Here is a 6,516-nt window from a genome sequence, read left to right as displayed (position 1 = left end):
TGTCGAGGATCTTCTGCACGTAGGCGCTGAACTCGCGACCTACGCCGGTGTGCATCGCGTGCAGCAATTCCAGGCGCGATGCGTGCGGGCTGATGCCGAGCATCACTGGCGTATCGCTCGCGTTCCAGTGCGCGGCGCGGTGCGCGTGCCAATCGGGCGAGCCCTGGATGAGGTTGACGGTTTTCATGCCGCGTCCCCTTCCGCCTTGGTCGGCGCCGCTTCGCGAATCAGCCGCTTCTGCTCATCGCTGAGCACGCCGCGCGTGCTGACCATCGCGATGATGTCGTCGGCCGATTTGCGCCCGCTGTCGATCGCCGCGCGCCACTTCGGCAGATTGGCGGCGAACTCAGTTTCGGGGAGTTCGGCCGCACGCACCGCGACCTGACCACCGAACGCCACCGGCTCGTCGCAGCCGGACGTCTGCCGGCCGTCGCCTGAGACTCCCCGGGCGCGGATCGGTCCCGCCCAGTGCAGCCCGGAGATCGCGTCATGCAGGACTATCGACACGTACTGTTCGCCACCGACCTGTCGGGCCTGGGCGAGGTGAGCATCGCCAGCTTCGGCGCCGACGAGCTGGCCCGCATCTCGGGCGATGCCCCGGACAACGGCTTTGCGCTGGCCGAGCACGCCGGCGACGACGACGCCAAGACCGCTTTTGGCCGCATGAGCGCCTTCCACGGCCAGATGGGCATGTATGTCCGCGCCTACGCCTACATGCTGAGCCACGGCGCGGATGGGCTCAAGCAAGCGGCCGAGGACGCGGTGCTGAACGCCAATTACATCAAGGCGCGCCTGAAGGACGTGATGAGCCCGGCCTTCCCGGACGGTCCGTGCATGCACGAGGCGCTGTTCGACGACGCCTGGCTGGAAGGCACCGGGGTCACCACGCTCGACTTCGCCAAGGCGATGATCGACGAGGGCTTCCACCCCATGACCATGTACTTCCCGCTGGTGGTGCATGGCGCGATGCTGATCGAGCCGACCGAGACGGAGAGCCGTCAGGAGCTGGATCGCTTCATCGGCGCGCTCCGGGCCCTGGCCGGCGCCGCCAAGGCGGGGGATACGGAGCGTTTCAAGGGCGCCCCGTTCCACGCCCCGCTCCGGCGCCTGGATGAGACCCAGGCGGCCCGCAAGCCCCGGTTGAAGTGGAAACCTGTGGCCGCGGCGCCACTGGCGGCTGAATAGCATTCTCCATACCCCCCTTGCGACCAGAGGGCGCCTTTACGGCGCCCTCCTGGCTCCACATATCGGGAGGGCGCGTCGGGGTTGACTGGGTGATCCAGGGAGCATGCGGCGCGCAAGCTCGTTGTCCTCCCATGACCGCCATCGCCCTTGCCATGCCGCGCGCCCGACGCACCGCCGATGACCTCGCCCGTGAGCTCATCGCGCGATTCCTGCGCGTCATTCTGGTCAGTCTGGGCGTGCTGCTGGTGATCTGCGGCATCGTCATCGCGCCGCTGCCGGGCCCGATGGGCCTGCCGCTGACCGTCGTCGGCCTGATGCTGGTGCTGCGCAACTCGTTCAAGGCCCGCAAGCAGTTCGTGCGCTTCCAGCACGCTCACCCCAAGCTGATCTTCCCGCTGCGCCGCCTGCTGCGTCGCGAGCCAGAGGTCGTGCTGGTGGCTTGGCAGCAGGCCCTGCGCATCGAACGCCTGGTCGTGCCGCGCCGCTGGCGGGTGGCCGTCCGCTGGCGCAAGTCGCTGAAGCGCCGGGCGGCGAGGCGCAACGGACAGTGACGCCCACGGTCGCGACGATCGACATCAAGCACAGGGTTCGGCGCCGCGCGCGCCTGGCCTTGCTGCTGCGCGAGTCGGCCGCGCGCGCCTTTCGCTGGATCGCCATCGGCTTCGGCGCCCTGGTGATCCTGGCTGGCGCGGTGCTGACGCCGCTGCCGGGGCACGTCGGCCTGCCGCTGCTGGTCATCGGCCTCATGATCGTCCTGCGCTACTCGTTCCAGGCCCGGAAGACCTTCATCCGCTGGCAGCGCCGCCACCCCAAGCTGGTGTTCCCGATCCGGCGCCTGATGCGCCGCGAGCCCGAGGTGCTGCTGGTCGTCTGGCAACAGATGCTCCGCACCGAGAAGCTGGTCCTGCGCAAGGCCCGCTGGCGGCTGCTGAAGAAGACCCGCAAGCGCGTGAAGAACTACGTGGAGCGGAAGCGGGCGACAGCGGCGTAGGACTTCGACCAAACCCTCTCTCTTAGAGAGAGGGATCCAAACAAGAAAAGGGCGCGGACCTTGCGATCCGCGCCCTTCTTTTTGTCTACCCGATGTCGCGAGCCGCTATTGCAGCTTGGCGCCCATCTGGCCGATGGCGGCGTCCGCCAGCGGGTCGGTCTTGGCGCCGGCCAGGCGGGCGGCGAGGACCGTCTCGGCGGCCTGGGCGGCGAGATCCACCGCGGCGGCCTTCACGTCGGCGGCGGCTTGCGCCTCGGCCTGGGCGATCTTGCGCTCGGCCATCTCGGCGCGGCGCTTGATCTGCTCCTCGAGCTTTTCCTTGGCTTCCTCGGCCAGACGCTTGGCGTCGGCCTTGGCGGCTTCCAGCATGGCCGCGGCTTGGCGCTCGGCCTCGTCGCGCTGGGCCTTCACGTCCGCGAGCAGGGCCTGGGCCTCTTCCCGCAGCTGTTGGGCCTCATCCAGCTCGGCCTTGATCTTGGCCGAGTAGTTGTCGAGCGCGCCGAACAGGGCGCCCGGCAGGACCTTCAGGAAGACCAGCAGGCCAAAGAAGACCACCAGGGCGACCAGAACCCAGAATTCCGGGTTCGAGAGGCTGAACAGGGATTCGTGTTCCATGGTCCGTCCCTTAAGCCAGAGCCGACTTCAGCTCGGCGGCCGAGGCCGCCTTGCCGGTCAGCTTTTCGACGATCGCGCCGGCGGTGTCCTGAGCCACCACGCGGACCTGGCTCATGGCCTGGTCGCGAGCGGTCTGGATCGAAGCCTCGGCCGCGGCCAGCTTCTCGGCCAGGGCGGCCTCTTCCTTGGCCTGACGCTCGGCGGCTTCGGCCGAAGCCTTGGCCTTCGCGTCGGCGGCCGTCTTCTGGGCCTTGGCGCGGGCCTCGGCCACCTCGGCGGCGGCCGCGCGAGCCTGAGCCTCGGCCTCGTCCTTCATGCGACGGGCGTCGGCGATGTCGCCGGCGATCTTGGCGCCGCGTTCCTCGATCGCGCCGCTGACGCGGGGCAGGAGGCCCTTGGACAGCACCGCGTAAAGCACGGCGAAGATGAGCAGGAGCCAGACGATCTGACCGCCCCAGTGCTCGAACTGCAGCTGCGGAAGACCGCCGCCGCCTTCGTGGCCCTTGGGGGCTTCCGTCGTCTCGGTCGTGCCTTGATGTTCCGTCGCCATGGGCGAAGGCGCCTCTCAGCTATTGCGCTTGAAGCGGACCGTGATCCGGCCCGCTCCAGAAAGCGCGAGAAAACAGAAATCGAGGCGCGTCGCTTCCGGTGAAGCGCCGCGCCCCGGGGATCGGATTACGAGAACAGGATCAGGAAGGCGATAACCAGGGCGAAGATGCCCAGGGCTTCCGTCAGGGCCATGCCCAGGAACAGCATCGGGCGCTCTTGAGCGGCGGCCGTCGGGTTGCGCAGGGCGCCTTGGAAGTAGTTGCCGAACATCACGCCCAGGCCCACGCCCGCGCCGATCATGCCGAGCATGGCCAGACCAGCGCCGATGTACTTAGCAGCAGCAGCGTCCATGATTGAGACTCCTTGAGAAGGGTATTGGTTGAAAGACTAAAGGTTGATCAGTGGCTGTCGAGGTGCACGACGTCGTTGAGATAGACGCAGGTGAGCACCGCGAACACGAAGGCCTGGAGGAAGGCCACCATGAACTCGAGGGCCGTCAGGGCGACGACCGAGGTCAGGGCCAGGGCGGAACCCGCCCAGCCCAGCACGCCGAGACCGCCCAGGGCGATCACGAAGCCGGCGAAGATCTTCAGCACCACGTGGCCGCCCAGCATGTTGCCGAACAGACGAAGGCCGAGGGTGATCGGACGGATCAGGAACGACAGGATCTCGATCGGCACCAGCAGGAAGTACAGCGGCCACGGCACGCCCGAGGGGGCGAACAGCTTGAAGAACTTCAGGCCGTTCTTGGCGAAGCCGACGGCGACCACGGTCAGGATGACCATCAGGCCCAGCGTCAGGGTCACGGCCAGCTGCGAGGTCGCGGTGAAGACCAGGAACATGCCCTGCATGTTCATGAACAGCACGAACGAGAACAGCGTGAACACGAACGGCAGGAACTTCTTGCCGTCGTGGCCGATGATGGATTCCGCCAGCCCGTCGACCAGGCCGTAGAGCATCTCGCCCACCGCCTGCAGGCGGCCCGGCACCACGGCCTTGCGGGCCGCCAGGCTGTAGAAGCCGATGATCAGCAGCGCGGCCGACATCATCGCGGCCACGGAGTTGGTGATCGAAAGATCGATGGCGCCCAGGCCCGGAACGGTCACGGTGGGCAGTTCCACGATCTTCTGGATCTGGAACTGGTGCATCGGATCGGCCATCGGCCCTAGTCTCTCTTCTGCTTGGGGACGGTAGGCCCGTCTCCCGTGTCTCCGTCGGTCTTCCCCGGAACCGGGGACGGGGCCGACGCCTGCGCGCTCAGTTTCATCGCCTTGCGGACGATGGAGAAAATCGCGAGCCCGAGGCCGATCAGCAGACCGCCGACCATGCCCCAGGGGCTCGTGTGGACGTAGTGGTCGAGAAGCCAGCCGAAGCCGAGACCCACCAAAACGCCCCCGATCAGGTCCGCCAGCAGACGGTAGCCGTCCTGCTGGGCTCTCTCGGACTGGGCCTTGACGGGCTTTTCCGCCGCCCTCCGCGCCTCAAATGCGGCGAGCCGAGCGTCGAGGCTGTGCGGAGCCTTGTCGTTCGGTTCGTCGGCCTTGGGCATGGGAAGCGGCAGGTCCGAAAGCGCCGAGGACGCGCCATAAAAAAGCGCTCTTCCGGCCGGCTTGATCGGCGCGGAACCTATAGACCTCGCTGCGGTGCGTCAAGGTGACCGCTGCGCAAGGCAAGTGGCCGGAATATTTGAAGTTTTCGCCTTCCCCTCCGTCAGGCGGGCAAAACCGACCCCAATCTTCCCGCGGGGAGGGCGAGGCGGGGTCTTTCGGATCGGGAACGACTTCCTATCTAGCAGGCGTTCTTTAAGCGCCGCTCCCCCTAGGCAAGGAGCGGCTCGGCCTCGATGACGCATTGATTTTTTCGTCGATCTGGGCTTTAGAGCCGCCGCCTCCAAACAATACGAAGATTCATGTCGCACCTGAAGAACACCGGATTCGCCGATCGCCTCGCCGCGCAACAGGAAGCCAAGAAGGCCATGCTGGCCAAGTTCAAGGCCAAGCCGACGGTCCAGGATCCGGATTTCGATAAGCGCGAAGAGCTTCGCGCCGCCGAACTCGAAGCCGTCCGCGCCGCCCGCGCCGAAGCCAAGGAAAAGGCCCGCCTCGAAGCCCTGGCTCGCCAGGAAGAGCTGATGGCCGCCAAGCGCGCCGAGCGCAAGGAGCGCAAGGCTCTCGAAGCCGCCGAGATGCGCGTCCGCAAGGAAGAAAAGGCCAAGGAGCGCGACGAACTGCGCGCCCTGGGCAAGACGACCAATAGCAAGCAGTCGCGCGCCCACCAGTGGGCTCACCTGCTGGGTTAAGGATCAAGGGGCCTCTCGGGCCCCTTTTTCTTTGCCTGATGCGTCGAACGGGACCATGAGCCGCTCATGGTTTCCCTAGACGTCATCGCCAGCCTGTTCGTGGTCGGCGCCCTCGCGGGGGCGCTGGACGCCATCGCCGGCGGCGGCGGCCTCGTCACCCTGCCCGCCCTGCTGCTGGCGGGTCTCTCGCCCGTCCAGGCGCTTGGCACCAATAAGCTGCAAGGCGCGGTCAGCGCCATCTCCTCGACCAGCGCCTTCGCCCGGCGCGGCCTGATCGACTGGAAGACCGCCTGGCCCGTCGCCCTGGCGGCCGCCGTCGCGGGGCTTTGCGGCGCCCTGTGCGCCAGCCTGCTGTCGCCGGAGCTGCTGCGAGCAATCGTGCCCGTGCTGCTGATCGCCATCGCCCTCTATTTCGGTTTCTCGCGCGCCCTGAAGAGCGAGGACGTCGCCCCGCGCATGGCGCTCATTCCGTTCGCCTGTTTCGTCACGCCGCTGGTCGGCTTCTACGACGGAATCTTCGGCCCGGGCGCGGGCGCCTTCTACATGGTCGCGATCGTCACCCTGCTGGGCTATGGCGTCCTGAAGGCCACCGCTCACACCAAGCTCGCCAACGCCGCCAGCAATCTCGGCAGCCTGACGCTGTTCGCGCTGAAGGGCGTGGTCGTCTGGCCCGTGGGCCTGGCGATGGCGGTCGGCGCGTTCATCGGCGCGCAGGTCGGATCGAGGCTCGCCATGCGCTTTGGGCCCAAGCTGATCCGGCCGCTCTTGGTGGTGATCTCGTGCGCGATGGCGGTGAAGCTGCTGGCGGATCCGGCCAATCCGCTGCGGATGGCGGTGATGAATCTTATCGGCGGATAGCGCGTCTTCGCAAACCCGC

Annotated in this window: 11 protein-coding genes and 1 pseudogene; 5 read left to right on the top strand and 7 right to left on the bottom strand. The window is 67.2% G+C overall.

The window, feature by feature from the left end; all coding sequences use genetic code 11:
• Together Q0379_RS07605 and Q0379_RS07600 are read right to left on the bottom strand one after the other, a co-directional pair.
• A partial coding sequence (locus Q0379_RS07605) for a hypothetical protein (protein ID WP_299006559.1) occupies positions 1-187 on the bottom strand: 187 nt, incomplete at its 3' end.
• Entirely contained in the window at positions 184-507 is a 324-nt protein-coding gene (locus Q0379_RS07600; protein WP_299006556.1) for a hypothetical protein, read from the bottom strand. The genes Q0379_RS07600 and Q0379_RS07605, both read right to left, overlap by 4 nt.
• 93 nt (positions 508-600) lie before the next feature.
• Here Q0379_RS07600 and Q0379_RS07595 point away from each other — a divergent pair.
• The 3 genes and pseudogenes from Q0379_RS07595 to Q0379_RS07585 all read left to right on the top strand — a co-directional run.
• A pseudogene (locus Q0379_RS07595) lies at positions 601-1,185 on the top strand (aminomethyl-transferring glycine dehydrogenase subunit GcvPB); the annotation flags it as partial.
• A gap of 131 nt (positions 1,186-1,316) precedes the next feature.
• Positions 1,317-1,736 (top strand): hypothetical protein, encoded by a 420-nt coding sequence (locus Q0379_RS07590; RefSeq protein ID WP_299006553.1) that lies wholly within the window; start codon positions 1,317-1,319, stop codon positions 1,734-1,736.
• Positions 1,733-2,176 carry a hypothetical protein gene (locus Q0379_RS07585; RefSeq protein ID WP_299006550.1) on the top strand — a complete coding sequence of 148 codons (444 nt, stop codon included), beginning with the start codon at positions 1,733-1,735 and terminating at the stop codon, positions 2,174-2,176. Before Q0379_RS07590 ends, Q0379_RS07585 begins: the two co-directional genes overlap by 4 nt.
• A 105-nt stretch (positions 2,177-2,281) precedes the next feature.
• Here Q0379_RS07585 and Q0379_RS07580 read toward each other — a convergent pair whose 3' ends face one another.
• The 5 genes from Q0379_RS07580 to Q0379_RS07560 form a co-directional block, all read right to left on the bottom strand.
• Complete coding sequence (locus Q0379_RS07580; RefSeq protein WP_299006547.1) at positions 2,282-2,791, bottom strand: F0F1 ATP synthase subunit B; 510 nt, start codon at positions 2,789-2,791, stop codon at positions 2,282-2,284.
• A gap of 10 nt (positions 2,792-2,801) precedes the next feature.
• Positions 2,802-3,341, bottom strand: coding sequence for a hypothetical protein (locus Q0379_RS07575; protein ID WP_299006544.1), 540 nt, complete (start codon positions 3,339-3,341; stop codon positions 2,802-2,804).
• 125 nt (positions 3,342-3,466) lie between these two features.
• Positions 3,467-3,691, bottom strand: a complete 225-nt coding sequence (locus Q0379_RS07570; protein WP_004615714.1) for a F0F1 ATP synthase subunit C — start codon at positions 3,689-3,691, stop codon at positions 3,467-3,469.
• 47 nt (positions 3,692-3,738) lie between these two features.
• The gene (locus tag Q0379_RS07565) at positions 3,739-4,500 is read right to left on the bottom strand and encodes a F0F1 ATP synthase subunit A (RefSeq protein WP_299006536.1); all 762 of its coding nucleotides are present in this window, start codon (positions 4,498-4,500) and stop codon (positions 3,739-3,741) included.
• A 5-nt stretch (positions 4,501-4,505) separates the two neighbouring features.
• A complete protein-coding gene (locus Q0379_RS07560) occupies positions 4,506-4,889 on the bottom strand; it encodes an AtpZ/AtpI family protein (RefSeq protein WP_299006533.1) in 384 nt (127 codons plus the stop codon).
• A 360-nt stretch (positions 4,890-5,249) separates the two neighbouring features.
• Here Q0379_RS07560 and Q0379_RS07555 point away from each other — a divergent pair, with 360 nt between their 5' ends.
• Both Q0379_RS07555 and Q0379_RS07550 read left to right on the top strand, forming a co-directional pair.
• A complete protein-coding gene (locus Q0379_RS07555) occupies positions 5,250-5,639 on the top strand; it encodes a DUF6481 family protein (RefSeq protein ID WP_066682579.1) in 390 nt (129 codons plus the stop codon).
• A 66-nt stretch (positions 5,640-5,705) separates the two neighbouring features.
• Positions 5,706-6,497 carry a TSUP family transporter gene (locus tag Q0379_RS07550; RefSeq protein ID WP_299006523.1) on the top strand — a complete coding sequence of 264 codons (792 nt, stop codon included), beginning with the start codon at positions 5,706-5,708 and terminating at the stop codon, positions 6,495-6,497.
• Positions 6,498-6,516 lie beyond the last annotated feature (19 nt).

Source organism: uncultured Caulobacter sp. (genome assembly GCF_937900395.1).
GTDB lineage: Bacteria > Pseudomonadota > Alphaproteobacteria > Caulobacterales > Caulobacteraceae > Caulobacter.
Note: the sequence above shows the minus strand (reverse complement) of the source record. Positions and strands in the feature narration are given on the sequence as shown.

Coding starts and splice junctions, on each gene's coding strand:
- Q0379_RS07590 (WP_299006553.1), top strand. CDS start 1,317: ATGACCGCCATCGCCCTTGCCATGCCGCGCGCCCGACGCACCGCCGAT.
- Q0379_RS07580 (WP_299006547.1), bottom strand. CDS start 2,791: ATGGAACACGAATCCCTGTTCAGCCTCTCGAACCCGGAATTCTGGGTT.
- Q0379_RS07575 (WP_299006544.1), bottom strand. CDS start 3,341: ATGGCGACGGAACATCAAGGCACGACCGAGACGACGGAAGCCCCCAAG.
- Q0379_RS07570 (WP_004615714.1), bottom strand. CDS start 3,691: ATGGACGCTGCTGCTGCTAAGTACATCGGCGCTGGTCTGGCCATGCTC.
- Q0379_RS07565 (WP_299006536.1), bottom strand. CDS start 4,500: ATGGCCGATCCGATGCACCAGTTCCAGATCCAGAAGATCGTGGAACTG.
- Q0379_RS07560 (WP_299006533.1), bottom strand. CDS start 4,889: ATGCCCAAGGCCGACGAACCGAACGACAAGGCTCCGCACAGCCTCGAC.
- Q0379_RS07555 (WP_066682579.1), top strand. CDS start 5,250: ATGTCGCACCTGAAGAACACCGGATTCGCCGATCGCCTCGCCGCGCAA.
- Q0379_RS07550 (WP_299006523.1), top strand. CDS start 5,706: ATGGTTTCCCTAGACGTCATCGCCAGCCTGTTCGTGGTCGGCGCCCTC.